This window comes from Chitinophaga sp. 10T418 (genome assembly GCF_056394125.1).
Window position 1 is genome coordinate 540936 of sequence record NZ_JBFTHG010000005.1, and the last position, 19655, is coordinate 560590.

General features: G+C 43.9%; 17 protein-coding genes. 9 read left to right on the top strand and 8 right to left on the bottom strand.

What is annotated here, in order from left to right; all coding sequences use genetic code 11:
- The first annotated feature begins 1 nt into the window (after position 1).
- A complete protein-coding gene (locus AC1DCV_RS17475) occupies positions 2-685 on the top strand; it encodes a response regulator transcription factor (protein ID WP_477024346.1) in 684 nt (227 codons plus the stop codon).
- A 174-nt stretch (positions 686-859) separates the two neighbouring features.
- Positions 860-3142, top strand: a complete 2283-nt coding sequence (locus AC1DCV_RS17480) for a glycosyl hydrolase family 95 catalytic domain-containing protein (RefSeq protein ID WP_477024347.1) — start codon at positions 860-862, stop codon at positions 3140-3142.
- A 65-nt stretch (positions 3143-3207) separates the two neighbouring features.
- On the opposite strand, the gene AC1DCV_RS17485 is transcribed toward AC1DCV_RS17480, so the two are convergent.
- From AC1DCV_RS17485 to AC1DCV_RS17495, 3 genes are all read right to left on the bottom strand, one after another.
- Entirely contained in the window at positions 3208-5007 is a 1800-nt protein-coding gene (locus AC1DCV_RS17485) for a DUF885 domain-containing protein (RefSeq protein ID WP_477024348.1), read from the bottom strand.
- Between the two features lie 71 nt (positions 5008-5078).
- The gene (locus AC1DCV_RS17490) at positions 5079-5882 is read right to left on the bottom strand and encodes a helix-turn-helix domain-containing protein (protein WP_477024349.1); all 804 of its coding nucleotides are present in this window, start codon (positions 5880-5882) and stop codon (positions 5079-5081) included.
- Between the two features lie 35 nt (positions 5883-5917).
- Positions 5918-7177, bottom strand: coding sequence for a cation:dicarboxylate symporter family transporter (locus AC1DCV_RS17495; RefSeq protein ID WP_477024350.1), 1260 nt, complete (start codon positions 7175-7177; stop codon positions 5918-5920).
- 189 nt (positions 7178-7366) lie between these two features.
- Here AC1DCV_RS17495 and budA point away from each other — a divergent pair, with 189 nt between their 5' ends.
- Positions 7367-8161 carry an acetolactate decarboxylase gene (gene budA, locus AC1DCV_RS17500; protein WP_477024351.1) on the top strand — a complete coding sequence of 265 codons (795 nt, stop codon included), beginning with the start codon at positions 7367-7369 and terminating at the stop codon, positions 8159-8161.
- Positions 8162-8182: 21 nt separating this feature from the next.
- Here the strand turns inward: budA and AC1DCV_RS17505 are convergent, their stop codons facing one another.
- Both AC1DCV_RS17505 and AC1DCV_RS17510 read right to left on the bottom strand, forming a co-directional pair.
- The gene (locus tag AC1DCV_RS17505) at positions 8183-8608 is read right to left on the bottom strand and encodes a hypothetical protein (RefSeq protein ID WP_477024352.1); all 426 of its coding nucleotides are present in this window, start codon (positions 8606-8608) and stop codon (positions 8183-8185) included.
- A gap of 36 nt (positions 8609-8644) precedes the next feature.
- Positions 8645-9316, bottom strand: a complete 672-nt coding sequence (locus tag AC1DCV_RS17510) for a DUF7691 family protein (protein ID WP_477024353.1) — start codon at positions 9314-9316, stop codon at positions 8645-8647.
- 313 nt (positions 9317-9629) lie between these two features.
- Here AC1DCV_RS17510 and AC1DCV_RS17515 point away from each other — a divergent pair, with 313 nt between their 5' ends.
- Positions 9630-10373, top strand: a complete 744-nt coding sequence (locus tag AC1DCV_RS17515) for a hypothetical protein (protein WP_477024354.1) — start codon at positions 9630-9632, stop codon at positions 10371-10373.
- Between the two features lie 426 nt (positions 10374-10799).
- On the opposite strand, the gene AC1DCV_RS17520 is transcribed toward AC1DCV_RS17515, so the two are convergent.
- Positions 10800-12080, bottom strand: coding sequence for a TCR/Tet family MFS transporter (locus AC1DCV_RS17520; protein WP_477024355.1), 1281 nt, complete (start codon positions 12078-12080; stop codon positions 10800-10802).
- A 471-nt stretch (positions 12081-12551) separates the two neighbouring features.
- Between AC1DCV_RS17520 and AC1DCV_RS17525 the strand changes: the two genes are divergently transcribed.
- The 5 genes from AC1DCV_RS17525 (at position 12552) to AC1DCV_RS17545 (ending at position 17073) form a co-directional block, all read left to right on the top strand.
- The gene (locus tag AC1DCV_RS17525; RefSeq protein ID WP_477024356.1) at positions 12552-12929 is read left to right on the top strand and encodes a helix-turn-helix domain-containing protein; all 378 of its coding nucleotides are present in this window, start codon (positions 12552-12554) and stop codon (positions 12927-12929) included.
- Between the two features lie 73 nt (positions 12930-13002).
- A complete protein-coding gene (locus AC1DCV_RS17530; RefSeq protein WP_441575990.1) occupies positions 13003-13416 on the top strand; it encodes a VOC family protein in 414 nt (137 codons plus the stop codon).
- A gap of 150 nt (positions 13417-13566) precedes the next feature.
- Entirely contained in the window at positions 13567-14166 is a 600-nt protein-coding gene (locus tag AC1DCV_RS17535; protein ID WP_477024357.1) for a Crp/Fnr family transcriptional regulator, read from the top strand.
- Between the two features lie 112 nt (positions 14167-14278).
- On the top strand, positions 14279-15058 hold the full coding sequence (locus tag AC1DCV_RS17540; protein ID WP_477024358.1) for an acyl-CoA desaturase: 780 nt from the start codon (positions 14279-14281) through the stop codon (positions 15056-15058).
- A gap of 197 nt (positions 15059-15255) precedes the next feature.
- Positions 15256-17073, top strand: a complete 1818-nt coding sequence (locus AC1DCV_RS17545; RefSeq protein ID WP_477024359.1) for a WG repeat-containing protein — start codon at positions 15256-15258, stop codon at positions 17071-17073.
- A gap of 81 nt (positions 17074-17154) precedes the next feature.
- Here AC1DCV_RS17545 and AC1DCV_RS17550 read toward each other — a convergent pair whose 3' ends face one another.
- Both AC1DCV_RS17550 and AC1DCV_RS17555 read right to left on the bottom strand, forming a co-directional pair.
- Positions 17155-17907 carry a M57 family metalloprotease gene (locus AC1DCV_RS17550; RefSeq protein ID WP_477024360.1) on the bottom strand — a complete coding sequence of 251 codons (753 nt, stop codon included), beginning with the start codon at positions 17905-17907 and terminating at the stop codon, positions 17155-17157.
- A gap of 660 nt (positions 17908-18567) precedes the next feature.
- Complete coding sequence (locus AC1DCV_RS17555) at positions 18568-19539, bottom strand: 3-keto-disaccharide hydrolase (protein WP_477024361.1); 972 nt, start codon at positions 19537-19539, stop codon at positions 18568-18570.
- Positions 19540-19655: the final 116 nt, after the last annotated feature.

Here is a 19655-nt window from a genome sequence, read left to right on the forward strand (position 1 = left end):
GATGAGCATTAGAATTTTATACGTTGAAGATGAATTGTCGTTGGGTAAAATTGTGAAGACAAGTCTGCAGCGCAGAGGGTTTGAAGTAATCATGGAAAGTGACGGTGATAACGTGCTGTCGCTGTTCAAACAGGTAAACCCTACTGTATGCGTATTAGATGTAATGCTGCCCAACAAGGATGGATTTGAAGTCGCCGCAGAAATTCGTGCCATCAATCCTGAAGTACCGATCCTGTTCCTCACCGCCAAAACACAAACTGCCGATCTCGTAAAAGGCTTTACAATGGGCGGCAATGATTATATCCGCAAGCCTTTCAGTATGGAAGAACTGATTGTGCGTATCGAAAATGTACTACGCAAAACACCTAAAACCAACACTCCTCCGGCGGATCAAATCAAAATAGGCAAGTTCCTGTTTTATACAAAGCGGCAGGTGCTGATCAGTGGCAGCGAAGAAAAGAAACTCTCTTACCGGGAAAGTGAATTGCTCCGCCTATTATATGAAAAACGTGATGGCATCATCGATAGAAAAAGTATACTCGACCTGCTTTGGGGGCATGATTCCTTTTTTAACAGCCGTAACCTCGATGTATATATTACCCGCCTGCGTACCTGTTTAAAAGATGATGAAAGCCTCCAGATACTCACCATCAAGGGAGTTGGATACAGGTTTGTACTGGATTAAAGAAAGGTGAACAGATGACCGGCAATCGTCAATATTATCAATAACCTCATCCCGATAGCCATTCCTGGCCCACAGTGTACCTGCCCTTACATTCCAGGCTTCCTTTATTTTCCGGAAAATATTAATTATTCCTGTTAAATTGGACCTATATAGTAGTCCTATTAAACAGAACAGATGAACAAGTTAATGATGTCCCTGGCATTGTGCGTTGTCACAATGACCACTTACAGTCAATCGTCTCCCCATGATATGCAATTTGATAAACTGGCCCCCCGCTGGGATGAAGCCGTACCATTAGGTAATGGTGTGCTGGGAGCCCTGATCTGGCAAAAAGGCGACCACCTGCGGTTTTCGCTCGACAGGGCCGATCTGTGGGACATGCGGCCCATGAAGGGATTGCATCGTAAAGAGTTCAGCTATCAGTGGGTCATAGGCCAGGTAAACAAAAAAGATTATACACCGGTACAACAATATTTTGACGCTCCCTATGACCGGGAACCAGCTCCTTCCAAAATTCCCGGAGGCGCCCTGGAGTTTGATACTAAAAGCTGGGGAGCCGTACAATCAGTACATCTTACGCTTTCCAATGCCCTGTGTGAAGTGCACTGGGCCAATGGCGCACGGCTAAAAACCTTTGTAGCAGCAGATAAGCCGTTGGGATGGTTCCGCTTTGAAAATGTGAGCGCTGACGTAGTACCGCAACTGTTAGCCCCTCAATACCAGGGAGCCGTTACCAATAGCGGCGACCCCGTAGGTGGAGATGACTTATCCAGGCTGGGCTATCAACAGGGCAGCATTGTAAAAACCGGTAACAGTATCACCTATCACCAGGCTGGCTGGAATGGATTTACCTATGATATCAATGTACGCTGGAAGAAAATAAATGCCACCACCATAGAAGGCGTATGGAGTATTTCCTCGCAGTATCCCGGTCAACCAGTTAATGCGAAGGCAGACAAAGTAACTGCCGCTGCAGCCACCACCGACTTCACCCGGCAACTGGCCACACATAGCAGCTGGTGGCAACGCTTCTGGAGCAAGTCTGCCATCCATGTACCCGATACCCTGCTGGAAAAACAGTGGTACCTGGAACAATATAAGTTTGGCGCGGCCGCCCGCAAAGATGCCCCACCTATTTCCCTGCAGGCCGTATGGACCGCCGACAACGGCCGCATCGCCCCCTGGAAAGGAGATTATCACCATGACCTGAATACCCAGCTGAGCTACTGGCCTTCCTATAGTGCCAACCATCTCGAAGAAGCCATGGGATATTTAAATCACCTCGAAAAAAATAAAGCTAACTACCAACGCTATACGAAAACTTATTTCGGCGCCGCCGGTATTGCCGTCCCCGGTGTAACCACCCTCGATGGTACGGAAATGGGCGGCTGGATACAATATTCCCTCTCTCCTACGGTATCATCATGGCTGGCCCAGCATTATTACCTGCAATGGCGTTACAGCATGGATCAACGGTTTCTGAAAGAGAAAGCATATCCCTGGCTGAAAGGCGCTGCCACCTTCCTCGAAAGCATTACCGTAAAAAATGCAGATGGACACCGGCAACTGAAAATCAGCTCCAGTCCTGAAATAAATGATAACAGCCTGGATGCCTGGTTTCCACAAAACACCAACTATGACCTGGCCCTAATGAAATTCACTTTCAGCAAAGCCGCAGAACTGGCTACTGAATTAAAATTGACCAGTGAAGCAGCCCACTGGAATAAGATACTGGCGGAATTTGATGATTTCGCACTCACTGCTAACCAGGAACTGATGTTCGCGCCAACAATGGCGTACAATCAGTCGCACCGCCACTTCTCCCATATGATGGCGATTCATCCGCTGGGCATTATCCGTTGGGAAGATGGTGCCCGGGCACAAGCCATCATCAAAAACTCTATTCATCTTACTGATAGCATTGGCCCGGATTACTGGTGCGGTTACTCCTACTCCTGGATGGCCAACCTGAAAGCCAGGGCCAAAGATGGAGAAGGCGCCGCCAAAGACTTACAGATCTTTGCCAGGGCTTTTTGTTCTATCAACAGCTTTCACCTGAATGGAGATCAAACCAAAACAGGCTTATCCAAATTTCAGTACCGTCCCTTTACGCTCGAAGGCAACTTTGCTTTTGCGGCGGGATTACAGGAAATGCTGTTACAGAGTTATGCCGGCTTCATCGCCATCATGCCCGCTATCCCTGCTTCCTGGAACGATGTATCGTTTGAAAACCTGCGCGCAGAAGGTGCCTTTTTGTTGAGTGCAAAGAAAGATGGACAGGTAACTGAAGTAAAAATAGTAGCAGAGAAAGGCGGTCGTACGCGGTTGAAGCTGCCGTTTAAAACCTATTTTGCCGCCAGCAATAAGGGATTTGAAATTAAGAATAACGGCGATGGCTTCCTGGAGCTGACAGCCAAACCAGGAGCAGTGCTGCTCCTGAAGAATGGGTATGAGTAAGTAATGTATCATCTTACGGAAAAGCCTCTCTGGACAGTAGTTCAGAGAGGCTTTMGCTTGATATTTCAGTAGGCGGCCGCCCAGTTATTCATATAATCCTCCAGCACCTGCAAGGGCATGTCTCCGTACTTCAGCAGTGCATCATGAAATTTAATCAGGCTGAATTTATCTCCCAGCTGTAAAGCTAATTTCGTCTTCAGTGCCTTTAACTTCATTTCACCGGTTTTATAAGACAGTGCCTGTCCCGGCATGGCCATGTACCGTTCTACTTCAGCGGTAGCAATGCTTTCACTGACAGATTCGTTGGCCATCATATAAGCAATCGCTTCTTCGCGGGTCATTTTGCCGGTATGAATGGCTACATCCAATACTAATCGGATGGCCCGGTGAATTTCGTTGTTCAACGCCCCCATTTTCTGATATGGATCTTTATAACACCCCAACTGTTCCCCTAACGACTCCACATATAAAGCCCAGCCTTCAAAGTAGGCGCTGAAAGTTGGTTGCCGGCGAAATGCGGGGATCTCCTTATTTTCCTGCTGTATAGCTATCTGGAAATGATGCCCGGGTATGGCTTCATGCAAAAAAGTAGCTTCCATACCATAAAAGGTAACATTGATTTTGCGGGCATCGGGTACCGGCACATACAGGATAGCGGGCCGGCCTTCATCGAGGTTGCCCTTTATATAGAAAGGGCCTCCTGATGCGGCCTCCCGATAGGCTTCCACCCGACGGATGTTCATTGGTGTGGCAGGCTGCCGTCCGAATAGTTCTTTTAAATGAGGTTGTACCCTGTCATAGATATCCTGGTAAGCCTGCAGCACCTCTTCCGGCGTTTTAAAAGGCATCAGGCGGGGATTTGTTTTCAGGTAGGCAAAAAACGCGGGCAAGGAACCTTTAAACCCTTCCTGCTGCTGCACCAGCTCCATCTCTTTTCTGATCCTGGCCACTTCTGCCAGCCCCGTGGCAAAAATTTGTTCCGGCATAAGTTCCGGTGAGGTGGTAAAGGAACGCACCCAGTACTGATAGATCCTCTTCCCTCCGGGGATGGCATTTAACCCGGCATGGGTTTGCGCTGCGGGCAGATAGATGTCTTTCAGGTAAGTAGCCAGCTTCCCGTAAGCCGGACACATATTGTTGGCAATCACCCGGTGATACAAGGCGGTCAGCCGTTGCTTTTCAGCGGCACTAAAAGATGCCGGAAACTGTGATAACGGTTTATAAAATATATTTTTCGCAGTATCTTTTTCCGCCAACGCTTCCAGGGAAGGAATCATTTTTATTACCAATGCCTTGGGCAGTACCATTCCTGCACGAATACCTTTGTTGAAATTGGCGATGCAGGTATCTGTCCATTCCATGAAGGCCAGCATTCTCTCTGACCAGCGCTCATAATCCACCACTGTTTTAAATGGMTGATCGCCGCTACMTGCCCCCAGTGCTGCCAGTTCCAGCGGAGTAGATACAAACTGATTCATCGGCATATATTCCAGGTGTAAGGCTAAAGATTCCAGGCCCGTATTAATTGTATAGACCAGTATATCATAAGAAATCCGGTCTGCTTCCGTCAATGCTGTCCGGTCATATTTTTTCAATTCTCCCAAATACTTCCTGTAAAATGTAGCGGTAGCCGCGATATTGGGTGCACCTCCTTCAATAGCCAGTTTATTGTCGTATTGATGGTAGCCCGCAGCGGTAGCCTCCAACGGAAAAAGCTCCATTCTTGCTTCATAATAGCTGTCAAAAAGCTGCCGGAGCTGAGGGTTGCTTTGCTGCGCCTGCAGATGACCGGCAAACAACATTCCTGCTATCAGCAACAACCATGTTGCACTATTCATTTTTTTAAAAGGAGATTCACTTTGCATACATCAAATGATTATCCTGCAAAGGTAGCGGGCCCTGCTCCCCCGAAATTGTATGCAATTAACCTGCCCGGTCAGATATTCCTGTATTGACGGGGCAGTAATCCGGTAATCCGCTGGAAGGTTTTAGTGAAATGCGCCTGGTCTGTAAAACCGCATTCATAGGCGATGCTGGTGAGGGATTGATCATTTGTTCTGATCATGGAAATAGCTTTTTCTATTTTTATCTTCCTGAGATATTCACCTGCAGAACAGCCAAAATATTTGGAAAAATACCGGGAAATACTAACCGGATGAAGTCCCAGCTGTTCCGCCAGAAAGGGCAGCGACAGCGGCACATTCCAATGATCATACATAATGGTTTTTATCTTTTCTGTCCACTCCGGGAAACAGCGAAAATCATCTTTATAGGGATGTAGCAGCTCAATACACAACTGCGCAATAGCAATTTCCGAGTCAGTATCGTTCAGGTAATGTTCTTTCAGCATCTTCATAATACCACCGGTATTCAGCTGGGTGTTATGACCAAACATCAGGGAAGCAGGAGGATGCGACAATCCATAGGTTTTAAAAAACGCTTCCCCCGGTTCAATGTTGAAGATGCGGGTGCCGGAGAGGTAATCAACATTCTGATGAGGCACACCCGGGTGATAGTACAATCCGGTGCCGGCAAACTGTCGGTATGCCCCGTCCTTTCTGACTTCTTTGCTGCCGCCGGTAATGATATGTGAAAAATGCGGATTAACATGATAGTGCCACTCCGATGACATATCCGCAGCGAAAGATGTTTCGCTGGTGTGAATACCCCCAAACATACGCTCTTTCACCTTTTCACCCACATAAGTACCTGTTGCAAACTGAACCGGACGATCCCCCATGTCCTGAAATTAAAAAATATTTTATAAACTATCTACTAAGCTGCATCCGCATACTCGGGTGCGGTAGCTGCTTCCGGATGAAATTCCTTTTCACTTTTTGCAATGACAATCGTTGCTACCCCGTTGCCTATAATATTGGTGATGGCCCGGGCTTCACTCATAAATTTGTCTACCCCCAATAAAAAGGCTAATCCTTCCACCGGGATTTTATGTATGGCTGTTAAGGTAGATGCGAGCACAATAAACCCACTGCCCGTTACGCCCGCTGCCCCTTTGGAAGTCACCATCAGTATCCCTATAATGCTGAGCATTTCCCCGATACTCAGGTGTACATCATATAGCTGCGCAATAAAAATCACCGACATCGACAAATAAATAGAAGTACCATCCAGATTAAAAGAGTAGCCGGTAGGAACCACCAGTCCCACCACCGATTTACTGCAGCCCATTTTCTCCAGCTTCAGCATAATAGAAGGCAATGCAGATTCTGAAGAAGAAGTACCCAATACCAGCAACAGCTCTTCCCGGATGTATTTGAGGAACTTCCAGATGCTCATCTTATAATACCTCAAAATACTTCCCAGCACCAGGAAAACAAAAATGGCCATGGTGAGATAAACAGTTCCCATTAGTTTGGCTAACGGTACCAGCGTATGCAAACCAAATTTACCGATGGTATAAGCCATGCCACCAAAAGCACCTAATGGCGCCAGGTACATCACATATTTCAATGCTTTAAAAACCAGTTTGGATAGTTTACTCAGCCCTATAATAACTTTATAGCGGTGCCGGGAATAATTTAACAGAATACCAATGACGATAGCCCCCAGCAGCACCTGCAGCGTGAGGTTATTCAGGAAGAAGTTCAACCAATCAAAACTTTCCGTTGCCCCGGAAGTATATTTAGACGCATTCTGGACCTGTAACCTGGACTTATCAATTTTTCCCGGCTGAATCAATAGCGCCATCAGCACTCCTGCTGCCAGGGAAATGGTGGATACAACTTCAAAATAAACGAGCGACTTCACCCCTATTCGTCCCACCTTTTTCAGGTCGTCCATGCCGCTGATTCCTAAAACGATGGTCAGAAATATGATTGGTGCTATAAACAGCTTGATGATATCGATGAAGGTTTTGCCGATAATTTCCATTTTCACGGCAGTGGCGGGCGCCAGGCTGCCCAGCAATATGCCGGCAATAATGGCGATCAGCACCCAAAAGGTGAGGTTGGTAATAATACGGATATGTAATTTTCGCGGGGCGGCCGGTTGCCCCGATGAAATATTTTCAAGCATAGGTTTCTATAGATTTTGTTGAAATCATCCTTTAATTAACGAAATTCCTGTAGAAATAACGAACGTTTATTTTTATAGTAATTTATAAACATATAACTTAGTACCTTGTTTCAGGCCGCTATGGCCGGTTTTCTTACATTTCTTCCGACATTACTTATGCAACATACAAAAGGAATTTATTACAAAATAATGGTTCTTTTACTGGTATTACCAGCATTTGCAACCGCAACTGCCAACAAACAGGATACTACTTTTCATCCTGATCATCACCACCTTTTTACAGCCGGCGTAGCCAGCGGATTAATGGGTGGCTTATATGACGGCTTCTACTCCATCGACTCTTTAAAAACAAAAGGAGATTTTGGCCTGGGCGCGCCGGATAAACTGGACGGAGAAATCATGGTGCTAAACGGAAAGTTCTACCAGACACAGTCCAGCGGCAAAACTTTTGAAATGCCGCATTCGCAGGACCTGGTTCCTTTCTGCATGGTCAATTACTTCGAGGCAAATACGGTGCTGCATGTACGAAAAAATATGAGCAAGACCGACTTCTACCACTACCTGGACAGCCTCATGCCCAATGCAAATGGCATGTACGCCATCCATATAAAAGGTAAATTTCAGTATATCAAAACACGGGCTTTCCCGCCGGTAAATGAACAACCCTATCCGCAGCTCGCGGGCATGCTGAACCGCCAGCATTTCTTCGAATACAAAGAAAGCAGCGGCGATCTCATTGGATATCGTTTACCTGTGTACATGGACAATACCAATATCTCCGGCTATCATTTTCATTATCTATCCGACCAGAAAGATGCAGGCGGACATATCGTAGACCTGATCACCAACGACATTACCGTAGAGATATCATTGCTGGACAGCTATACGATACAAGTACCCAGCACACCTGCTTTTAATCATTTTGATTTTAAAAAGAACAGAGAGGAAGATATTAAAAGTGTGGAGAGGGGTTCGGCGAAGTAAGACTGGATTGACGTTTATTACTTACCAGATCACCTCCTCCGTATATTGCCGCCCGAGATAATCGGTAAATGGTTTTATTTTTTGCAGCTCCAGCGATGTAACATCAAGTTCCCAGATAGCACATCCGGGGTCCCAGGGATCCGTTAAAATGTGGACTTTGTCCTTGTCTATCTGACGAAGCGCGGAGATCCATTTGAGCGGGACTTCGGTTATTACGCCCTGGTTCCAGACAACCAGGTGTGCTCCTCCGATGACAACCCAATTGCAATCATGACTGATTAATCCACAAGCTGGGTTTCCGTAAAAACTGCCAAGATAAGTGACCTTTTGTGTATCTAAGTGAAGTAGATAACCAGATTCATAGAGGCTAACCAGTGAGAGTGTTTCCGTTTCCGCGTGCCGGGTAATATTGAGCGTATTGTACAAATCACTGAATAAGTCTGACATGATATTTCAAAAATAAATATTCCCTCTAAAAATACTTTAGTGCGCAAAAGATACGAAATCAAGCTGCGCTTCATAGCAGGTGCTGATACTATTCCGGATATCCTTTAACATCACCTGTACTTCATCGAAATCATTATTATTCATATCAGCGGCGGCTTCATCTATTTCAATCTTTTTGGACACCTCGTAAATATGAGCAATTTCTTCCTTTGACAAGCTGCTGATGGCAGGAAAATCATCTATTGAAATAGGAATATCGAAAATGGGCTGCGCCTCAAAAATCTTACTGAGGTTAATGGTCAACCCATTTTCATTCAGTATTTCACAGGCAGCATCCCAATCCCGCCCATAATAAAATCCATCGCACTGAGGCATTAAATGGGTGCCTAAATAATCACAAATCACCAGCAGTACATAGCCATAAGCATAACCCATTTTTTTATTCAACCCGGTATCCGGAGGCGATTTAAACATCCCTAAAAAACCGGTGGATACTTTCCTTTCATCAGGTGGGATATATTTAAATACAATGTCTTCCAGGAGTTGGTCAAAATCATACCGATATTCAGCAGGGGTACTATCATCACTTGAATAATGCTTATATAGTTTAGCTGTTTTAATTTTATCCAGCAGTTCCCGGTCTTTTGATCCAAAAACCTGCTGCACCTTTTTAATGTCAACCGCAAAGGGGATGGCTACAGTACCCATAAACTGCTGTGTTTTAAATATTCATATCAATTCTTCGTCAGCATTAAAATACACAAAAGTTGCCAAATCTTATAACTGCCAGCCGTCTAAATGCTGATCAGGTTAAATGCTGATCAGGTTGAAAAAGGGGGCATGTCTTTTTTCAATATCCTCTAAATGCCCATACATTCGCATTTGTCATTCTCAAATACCCACTGCACTAGCTTTGAATATTATACAATACGCCATACACTCCCTTTAGTTAATCTTCAATCTTGCCCGAAAACAGGTTCCCCGGATTATGTTATATTTATAGTAATCAAAATAATCTCCCATGGCAAAACAAATGTCTGTTATTTCCTTTACGGGAAAACTCGGCAATCTCATTGGGTATAAGCGCAATGGCCAATACTTCCTGCGCTCCATGCCTCAAAGCGTGCAGCAAACGGCTGCTACCCGTCGCGCATCCCGGCGCTTTGGCATCGCCAGCAGGAAAGCCGCTTTTATCCGTAAAGCTTGCTACCCCCACCTGGATATCCACTGTGACGGCGGCCACATCAATCGGCTCAACAAACTACTCATTGCTGCCGGCGATCATCACGAATCCCTAACTGGCTTTCGCTTCAATCAGCATACCGGAATAGATCGTTTTTTCCCGGTGGCTCCCCGGCTTTTCAGCAACGGCATATTACATATTCCCGCACAAACCATCACCGGGTATCAAGGTATTACTGCGCTGGAAGTAAAAGTGATCGCTACGCGCATTGATTTTAGATCTCGCCAGGTGGCGGGTAGCGAAACGGTTACCCTAATGGTAGATCCGGATACTACTTTCCAGGAAACAAATGTTTCGCTGGATGTACCCGGGGAAGGTTCACTGGTAGTCGTTTTCCAGGTAAGAGCCATGTACAAAGACGGCCCATCGGGCAACAGGCAATATATGGCCGCAGATATTATTGCAGTGGCAGCACCACAGGTACCCAAATATGCTCATAAACGTACGTATCCAAAGCGGACGAAATTGCTTCCCAAACTTACCTGGCCACGCACACATCCATCTCTCATTCAACTGGAATAAACCTTTCCTTGCCCCTGGAGATATTTTGATCAATAAACCCCTTATACCTGCTTCCTTTCAATAGTATATCCCTTCCCGCAGCTACAGCCTGATACTGAAGCGGCCCTGCTATGGCCATTTCTCACCTCTATCCGTCTGCTGATTCAATTTCATCGGGGTTATACATCCGGAACTCACCCCCGCATCAAGTCCACCTCTACTGCACTGCTTCTATAGGTGCTAAGCGGGTGCTAAGCATAGCATCGGCATATTCTACATAATGAAAAGGTAATATTGACTATAATGATCGGTGCTCCTAATGCATTAAATTCTCCCGGCACTGCTGAGCGTTTTGTGTTCCCTCTGATAGTTAACAATAAAACAAAAAAAGCGGCCCTCCAATCGGATCATTGGAAGGCCGCTTGTTTATAATGAATCCACCAATCCTTAGTGCATTGGTGTACCTTTTAATTCTTCGCTCCCTTTAATCACCCCCAACAACTCAGGACGGGTTATTTTTTCCCGGTTCAATACCTTATACGTAATAATGATGCTGAGCAACATGCACACGGCACCAATTAAAAAGTGTATGCCAGGGAAATAGAATGGCGCTTTCGCCGAAGTGAAATAAGCAAACGTACCATTCATCATCAATGGGCCTATAATGGCAGTAAGACTCATTAAACTGGTGAGTGCGCCCTGCAGCTCCCCTTGCTGATTAGGTGGCACATGGCCTGATATAACTGATTGCAGTGAGGGTCCGCAGATACCTCCCAAGCAGTAAGGGATCAGGAAAGCAAACATCATCCAGCCCTGTGTGGCAAAAGCAAACAGGACGAGTCCCAGGGTATAAAGTGATAATCCCAGGTAAATACTTTTTTCGTTACCGATTTTAGGATTAACGACCCTCGTTAACCCAGCCTGCACAGCGCCTACCAGCACGCCTACCACAGCCAGGGAAATACCCACCATCGTCTCGCTCCAGTTGAAACGATAGATCGTAAAGAAGTTCCAGTTGCCCTGTACTGCCTGGGCGCCCAGGTAAATCAGGAAAAAGCTAAATGCCAGTCCGCCTATTTCTTTATGTTGGGTTAAAAATTTCAGCGAACCAAGTGGATTAGCCCTTCTCCATTCAAATGGACGTCTGTTTTCTTTACTGAGTGACTCAGGTAAGAAAAAGTAACCATACAAACAATTCAACAGGCAAAGTGCGGCGGCAGCATAGAAAGGAGCCCGGATACCCCAGTGGGCGAGCAAGCCTCCCAGTGCAGGTCCCAGCACAAAACCAAGACCGAAAGCAGCACCAATCAACCCAAAATTCTTGGCCCTGGATGTTTCATCTGTACTCACATCCGCAATGTAGGCAGTAGCGGTGGTAAAACTGGCGCCTGTAATACCGGCAATCACCCGTCCTACAAATAACCAGCCATAGGCCGGAGCCAGCGCCAGGATGATATAGTCCACCCCGAAGCCAAATAAAGACAATAATAAAACAGGACGACGTCCGTATCTATCACTCAGGTTGCCGATTACTGGTGCAAACAAAAACTGCGCAATCGCAAAAACGGATAATAACAATGCTCCATAGGTGCTGGCCTGGTTAACCGGGATATGTTTTAACTGGGCAATAAGATCTGCCATTACGGGAATGATCAATCCCCATCCCATAATGTCAATTAGCAGCGTGACGAAAATAAAACTAATAGCGGCTTTTCTGGACGTATGCATAATACTTGTTTGGAAACGTAAATAGATTTCTAGTTGGATGACGACTTACATAGACTTTCTTTCTACCGGGACTTTCAGATCGTTGTGGTGAAAAGTGGCAATCTTTCTTCAAAGATATAGATGACCTACACTAATCAAAAAACTTTCCGGCCAGCATCATCGTTTTACCGGTGAAAGACTTGATATTGCCGGTAAAAATGACGAAACCTGATAGATGTTATCACACGCATCAATCATCATCACTTCACAAAGGTATTCGTTCTTCCAGGAATCAAAAGGGTGATATGAGACAATAAACGGGCTGTTTACGACATTGCCCCAAAAGCAGCTTAAATGTCCTGATTTGCCCTTTATTAGGCACATTCACACCGCTTACCGTTACGTTTGTTGGTCTAATTTTACAAGACAGTTACCGCAAAATGAAAAATGATGGAAGAGCAGTACCCTAAAATATATTTATACAGAAGGTTGATGCAGGCAAAACTTTTCATTGATGCACACTACGCTACACCTATCGACCTGGAAAATATTGCAGATGAAGCCTACTTCTCTAAATTTCATTTCATCAGGTTGTTCAAAACTATTTACCGGAAAACACCCCATCAGTACCTGGTATCTGTGAGAATCGAAAAAGCGAAAGAATTACTGAAGGCCAATATGCCCGTGTCAGATGTTTGTTATGCCATCGGATTTGAAAGCCTTGGTTCCTTTAGCAGCCTGTTTAAACGTATGATGGGCGTTACACCTTCTGCCTATTTAGCACAGCAACAAAAAATAAAAACACAATTATTGACATCGCCATTAAACTTCATACCCGCCTGTATTGCAGATAAAAACGGCTGGTTATAATAATAGCAATTTCGGAGAAATGGAATCTCACAGGATACATTTTCTTTGTTCAAGTAATTAAAACATACAAGCCATGATCACTAAATTAACGCATGTAGGTATACATGTTATTAACCAGGACAGCGCCTACGATTTCTACGTTAACAAGCTGGGATTTAAAGTTATCACGGATGTTCCTATGGGAAAAGATACCCGCTGGTTAACCGTTTCTCCGCCTGAGCAACCGGGTTTTGAAATTGTGTTAACACCCATCGTGGAAAGCAAACAATTCCCCAAAGAAACCATCGAAGTGGTGAAGGACCTGGTGAGAAACGGTACTTTTGGATTTGGTGTTTTTACCTGCGAAGATATCTACGCTACCTATGAGGAATTAAAAGCCAAAGGTGTTGAATTTATTAAGGCACCTAAACAGGAGTTCTATGGACTGGAAGCATTATTCAAAGATGACTCAGGTAACTGGGCTTCGCTTGCTCAGTTGGAAAAATAAATCATCGGCCAAATGCCAGGGACTATTCCCTGGCATTTGATTTAATACGGAGCCGTGTTAGTGGTACTACGTTACATTATTTTTAGCGCCGAATGCCTAAAATGTGTAAGTTAGTGGCTATTTTACCACCCTTACAGCTATCTTTGGCCAATGAAAATGATTGTTGACTTTATTTCTAAGTTCACCACAGTGAGTGATGAAGATGCCGAATATCTATCCAGCTTTCTGACAGAGAAAAAATATAAAGCAAACGAGGTGATATTTAAAGGAGGCAATGTATGTGAGGCGATGTATTTTGTTATTTCAGGCTCCGCCAGGTCCTTTTTTGTCAACGATCAGGGACAGGAATACACCTGGACATTCAATTTCAATGACGAAGATGCGACCTTCGAAAATTCCATTATTATAGACCATCATAGCTTCATTAACCAAACACCTTCCGCACTTACGGTAGAAGTGATCAAGGACCTGGAAGCGGTAGAGCTGCAGTACAAAGACTTTGAAATTATGATGGCGGCATCCGCCAAAATGCACGACATCGTAAAAATATTCACCGACAACGGGTTTAGCTATACGTATCAGCGCGCTTTCAACTTATTTACGAAATCCGCCAAAGAGCGATACCTCCAATTGTTAAAAGAAACGCCTTATTTGTTAAATAAGTTCTCCCATTACTACATTGCTTCCTACCTGGGCATTGCCCCGCAGAGCTTAAGCCGTTTAAGAAGAGAAATAATGAACGGAGGTTGATTTCTTCACATTTGTGAACGAAAAGGAGATGGGGAAGAATTATTTTTGTTGTGTAAAGCAGGAGATATCCATTCTCCCCTAACAATTTTTCATCACATATCAACGTATAGAAATGACAGCTATTCTGATATTCTTTTGTGTGCATTGGTTCTTTTCATTGTTCTTTCACACTTTCTATTTACATAGGTATGCATCTCACCAGATGTATACTACCAGTAAATTCTGGGAACGTTTCTTTTATTTCAGCACCTGGTTTTTCCAGGGTTCATCATACCTGATTCCAAGAGCTTATGGCGTTATGCACCGCATGCACCATGAATTCAGCGATACCGAACACGATCCGCATTCTCCACACTTCTTTAAAGACGTTTGGGGCATGATGGTACAGACACGCAAAATCTACAATGGTTTTGTAACCCGTACCAGCACCATCGATCCTAAATTCATGGCTGAACCATTACCAGAATGGGATGCGCTGGACAAATTCGGTGACAACAGGATTACCCGTCTTGCGTGGATAGCCGTATATATTGCATTCTACGCGGTATTTGTTCCTGCCGGTATGTGGTATCTCTATTTGTTATTACCAATTCATTTCCTGATGGGACCTGTACAGGGTGCTATCGTTAACTGGTGCGGTCACAAATACGGTTACCAGAACTTTAAAAATGGCGACCATTCCAGGAACACTTCTCCATGGGGTATTATACTGATGGGAGAACTGTTTCAGAACAACCACCACAAATTTAAAGACAGTCCTAACTTCGCCAAGAAATGGTATGAGTTTGATCCGAGTTACCAGGTAATGAAACTGCTGAATTTTGTGGGCATCATTAAGCTGAAGCCAGCGATGATTACTTCCGCACAGCTAAAAAATGCAAAGGCGGCATAACCGGTAATACATCTTTTTAAAAAATAACAACGAGGGTGTCTCAAAAGTAATTTTGAGCACCCTCTCTTTATTTCCGGGAAAAGTGATGTCAGTTTTCTGAAGCCCCCTTTGTTTGTTAAAAGCCCCGGTTCAATTTTCAGATAATCAATATGTTTTATCTACATTTGAATGTATGTTTAGTTTGAAATTAATTATTTATGTCCCACAGAGTTTACATCTATAATATTTCTTCTCCTTCAGAAATTCAAAATACCAATGTAATGGTAATGGAGTGGAGCTACGAAGTGCCACTGCTTCTACACCCTTTGCTGGCTGACAATAGCTTTGTGGCTGGTAACATTTACAACACACATACCGATCCTGAAAATTTTGGTCTTTATTACGAGGCGGAAAAGGGGATAAAAAATATTAAAAGGCTTTATAATTTCATCGAAAACCACCAGGCAGAACTGATAGATAATATAGAAAAATTCAGTGTTGCCAAAGAAAAGCTATTCCAATACCTGGATAAGTTAAGTCAGCCCTACTTTCACGTAGATGCCTGGGACGTTTTTAATATGAACGATGAAAGTCATCAAAAGCAAGMTAATAACCTGTTAGCTGTTATCGCCCATAATAACATGATAATAACCCGTGCCATAGAAGCAGATGATATTTCGCTCCTTGCAGCGCCTGCATTTGCGGGTGAGGTCATGTCGGGACTCCCCGATTTCAGGACACTGTTGAATTACCCTGGCTATAATTATGGTCTTGAACACATTTATGATCAGGAGCTCGTTGAAGAAACAGATATTTTTGAAGAAAATGGACTGTGGGGCCTGAAAGATAAGAAAGGGAAAATACTGGTGGAAGCTGTTTACGACGAGTTTTATGGCTTCGATGAAGAAGAAAACACGGCCGTTGTGCTAAAAAACGGGAAGTATGGCTATATACATAAATCCGGCAAAATTGTTGTCCAGCCTGTTTATACGGATGCTTTTGGATTTACCGGAGGCTATGCAGTAGTGGATTTAGATGGAAAATATGGGCTGATACAGCCAAACGGAAACATTAAACTACCTCCACGTTACGAGTACCTTTCAGCTTTAATGCCTTTGGGAAGTTACTGGACAGCCAAATTGAATGGACAATATGGTGTTATAAATGCAGAGGGTGATGTGATTTTACCTTTTGATTATGGGGATGAAATTAAAGATTCGGACGATGAAACATTTTATTATACAGCAGAGGAAGGAGAAGATCGCCATTTAATATTCTCTGATGAATTTATTTTATTAGGGAGATTTGATCCTGCTTTTGTAAAAAGGAGATCACTGTATAATAGTGGGCATTTTAATGACAAGGTTTTTATGTTCGAGGTTTTAAATCATCCATATCAGGCGCATAATATTTTATTATCCTCCAATGGAGAGATTTTATTAGCTGATTATACAGCCATCATAGAAACCTGGGGATACGCATTTTTAGTGAGTAAAAATGATAAACAAGGATTATTTAAGTACCCTCAGGGATTAGTGTTGCATTTAGACTTTGACTTAATAGAAGATCTGCGTCCAATCACGGATGAGCCAATAACCTCCATCATTAAAGCGTTGCCAAAACGACTTGAGCACCTGTCTTTCAGCTTTTGTAAAGTTACCGTCAATAAACAAAATGGTTTGTTTTTTACCATCGGTGATTTCAGCAAATGGATACTGGCGCCTGAATACCAGGAAATAAAATACATCAAATCGCAATACATAGCCTTGCGTGAAGATGCCAATTGGGCTGTTTTCTGTATCGACGGAAGCCAACATACAAATTTTGAATTCGAAGAACTTATCAGCATGATTTCTTACACAGGAATCGCCTATGGCATAAAAGGGGAGGACGTTTTCGCCATCATGAAAGAGGAGATATTGCCTGCCGATAAAATACATTTACAGGATTACGTGGAAGCAAATGACGAATATGGTTATTTCTACTTTACCAAAGAAGTTCAGAAAAAATTACAAGCTTACATTAATAAAGAATAATATCTGAAAGGCCTGCATCAGCAACAGGAATATTGTGAAGGAAGTCGTCAGGATAGCTGACGACTTCCTTTTTTAAACTGATTAATGATAAAGTGCAACGGCTGCCTGTTTGTCTTTTGTAGACAATACAGTAGCACCGCTTCCGCACTGGCCACCGTTCATAATAGACGAAGCATCGGTGCCACCTACGCCTGGAACAGGAGTAGCGCTTGATTCGCCGATAGCAGACCAGTTAGTGTGTCTGAATGATACATTGTGACCCATCTCATGACAGATGGTGCGTGCACGTTGTGCGAAGCTGTTACCCGCAATGTAAGCTTTGTTGATGCGGATAAGATTACCTGCCACTCCGCCGGATGGGAAAGTACCCTGACCACAAATACCGCTGCCAAGGTTGTAATCGGTGATCAGCACATCGTAAGTGCCTGTAGATACGGTCCAGTGAATAGTACAGCCGGAAACACCGTTCCACTGGGCAATGGCAGAATTGATTTCTGATGTCATAGAAGTCATCGAAGGATCAATCTTCAGGCGAATGTTGGTGACATTGGTGGCGGAAACAAGACTGCCAGTATAATACTGTTCTGTGCTAACTTTGCCATCAGGCACCTTCATGTTTTTTGGGAAGATGATATCTTCCTCTACAATAAATTCGTTAGGATGCTCAACGATCGTGTGCGCAAAAAATCCCAGGCCGATAATGTAGGAGTAAACTTTCTGGGCTTGTTCTGTACGTGCTGTTTGTGGTTCTGCAGGGGCATCAGCAGATTTTTTACAGGCAACAAAGGCGATGGCAATCAGCATGGCCATGGCAACTAACATGTTCTTTTTCATGTGCGGGTTTTGTTTAGGTTAGAAAAAATGGTATGAGAATTAATACATGTCATTTCCTGCGCGGAACTACAGACAGCCCACGACAACAACTGTTGTCATTCAGTTAACAGCAATAAAAGGTTAATTGCCAGCTACGGCATTGCTCATAGTGCTTTCATATGTGTGCTCAACACTTCCGCTAAATTTTTGTGATTAGGTTAATAAACGTTGTACAGATTTTGGTTATCACAATAATACAAATATAATTTGACCAGAAAAATATTTTTTCACGACCGGTGATGTGATATAACAGTATGAGAATGTAAGGTGATGATTATATACTTTGAAAACACACTATAGTCATTCAATATTTTCCACTGCTTTTTTCCCTAAACGTTCCTCCAATTGCTGCAGGTACAAAACTATGTGGATTAACGGGTGTACCATGTGAAACATAAGTTCCTTCCGGTAATACAACTGTTCTTTCAAATGGCCGGCCTTCCTGGCAGCATTCACCGGTGCTACCTATCATCCATTTAAATGACGTACGCGAATTTCTTAAAGCTACTATTTCAAATGAATATTTTCCAACTCCGGGTAAAATAAAAAACGTGATATCTTCCGGAGAAGTGTATCACGTTTTCTATTTTTTATAGTAAGATGACGGCTTTTAAGTTCCGTTTATTTAGCGGTAGTAATAGTGATGTTTCTGAACTCAATAGGTCCGTGGTCGCCCTGGAAATAAACAGGTCCTGGTTCATCTTCGTTGCTATCCAGTGCACCGCCGGTGATGCCGGGAATTTCCTGGTTGCAGATGATATTTTTACCGTTGGCAATTACTGTTACCAGGCGGCCTACCAGGGTAATATCGAAAGTCTGCCATTCACCGGGAACGCCAACTGCCATTTCATTAGGTACAAGGAAACCATATATACCACCAAACAGATGGCTGTTGGGATGATCCGTCTTAGGATTATCGATGATCTGTGTTTCATAACGGCCTCTCAGGTAAACACCGCTATTGCTGCCTTTCTGATACCTGAATTCTACATGCAGTTTAAAATCTTTAAACTTTTGTTCAGAGATCAGGTTCGCTCCTGAATGCGGGCTGCTCAGGATACCATCTTTTACGATCCACTGGTTTTCTCCTGCTGCTTTCCAGCCACTCAGGTCTTTACCATTGAATAATTTCACTGACTTGCCCCATACTGGTGCAGCCGTGCGCTTCATATCAGGCGCTTTTACGCCGGTAAATGAGTAAGACTGTCCACCGCTGGTATGTATAGTACCACTGATGCCGCTGGCGGTTACGTTTCCTTCCAATGTCAGGTCGCGGTCTTCTCTTTCCCATTGCGGCGGAATTGCGAAGCTGAACTTGCCATTATCGAAGTTTACTTTGGAAATAGGTMGCGCACTTCCACCGGTGCTTACAAAACGACCTACCAGCGTACTGAAGCCGGAAAGCTCCACTTCCAGCCAGGAAGGCTTGTCTGTGCCATTTTCATTGACTTTGATATCCCAGCGTCCAATCAGCGATCCACCATTCACCGTCTCCGTCTTAATAGCTGACACCTGTCCCATCACCTGGGTAGTATTCACCAACCCCAGGCCCATACAGCATACCAGACCAGCGATAATACATTTCTTATTCATGTCCATGTTCGTATTTGATGAAGAAAGCTATAAAGATAAATATTTGATGTTGCTTTTATAGTCCTTTATTGGGTTTATTTAAGTTCCCCCCTATCAGACCAACAGCAGGCAATCTA